A 1,377-nucleotide genomic window follows, 5' to 3' on the forward strand; every position below is an offset into this window, starting at 1 on the left:
GCTCTGGCAGGCGGCCGAGAGCTTCGCCACATTCTTCTGGAGGCAGGCGAGCGCCGCCTGGCCGCCCGGCGAAACGCCGGAGCAGTTGGCCCGGAAATCCGACTGGCACGAGGCCCTCAGCGCCTGCTGCTGGGCGCTGGTGGGGGTCTGCGCCGCCGCGCTTCCCGCCGCGAACAGCGCGGCCGCGAGCGCGCCGCCCCGGACACTCCCGATGATCAGCCTGCCGATGGTCATGGTCGCCTCCTCAAGTCCACGCTGCGGCGCGTGCCTGTCCGCAAGACCCGATGTCCGCGCGCGGATCAACGGCACTTTCTAACCCTATCGCCGGCCGCGCGCACGCGGCGGGCTTGGACTTCGCCGGCCCGATGGCCTATGCCGTGCTCCCGCCACGGGCGCGCCGCCCGCAGCGCCGCTCCATCAGCCCGTGCCCATCGCCATGACCGCGCCCTCCACCGCCCCCTCCACCGCCCCTTCCCTTGCCGACTTCCGCCGCATCGTCATCAAGGTCGGCTCCGCCCTTATCGTCGATTCGACGCGCGGCAAGGTGCGCCTGCCGTGGCTGACGGCGCTGGTGGAGGATATCGGCGCGCTTCACGCCAAGGGCTGCGACGTGCTGGTGGTGTCCTCCGGCGCCATCGCGCTGGGGCGCATGGTGCTCGGCCTGCCCAAGGGGCCGCTGAAGCTGGAGGACAGCCAGGCGGCCGCCGCCGTGGGCCAGATCGCGCTCGCCCGCACCTGGGCCGAGACGCTCTCCCATGAAGGCGTGACCGCCGGGCAGGTGCTGCTGACGCTCGGCGACACCGAGGAGCGCCGGCGCTATCTCAACGCCCGCTCGACGCTCGCCCGGCTTCTGGACCTGCGCGCGGTGCCGATCATCAACGAGAACGACACGGTGGCCACCACCGAGATCCGCTACGGCGACAACGACCGGCTCGCCGCCCGCGTCGCCACCATGGCGAGCGCGGACCTCCTCGTGCTGCTTTCCGACATCGACGGCCTCTATACCGCCCCGCCGGCGCAAGACTCCGGCGCGGCGCTCATTCCCGTGGTGCCGCGCATCACCGCGGAGATCGAGGCCATGGCGGGGGGCGCCGGCTCCGAGCTGTCGCGCGGCGGCATGCGCACCAAGATCGAGGCCGGTAAGATCGCCACCGCCGCCGGCACCCACATGGTGATCGCCTCCGGCCACGGGAAGAATCCGCTCAAGCGCATCCTCGACGGCGGGCGCTGCACCTGGTTCCTCACCTCCGCCAATCCGGCGCGGGCGCGCAAGAACTGGATCGGCGGCGCGCTGGAGCCGCGCGGCGTGCTGCATCTCGACGCCGGCGCCGTGGCGGCGCTGCCGGCGCGGATCGAGCCCTCCTGCCGGCTGGCGTG

At 72.9% G+C, this 1,377-nt stretch carries 1 protein-coding gene and 1 pseudogene; one reads left to right on the forward strand and one right to left on the reverse strand.

The window, feature by feature from the left end; genetic code table 11:
* A pseudogene (locus AC2W7M_RS25500) lies at positions 1-234 on the reverse strand (hypothetical protein); the annotation flags it as partial.
* 202 nt (positions 235-436) lie between these two features.
* Between AC2W7M_RS25500 and proB the strand changes: the two are divergent.
* A partial coding sequence (proB, locus tag AC2W7M_RS25505) for a glutamate 5-kinase (RefSeq protein WP_486135899.1) occupies positions 437-1,377 on the forward strand: 941 nt, incomplete at its 3' end.

The sequence above is a fragment of the Xanthobacter sp. BG11Y11_SDJG genome (assembly GCF_057364445.1).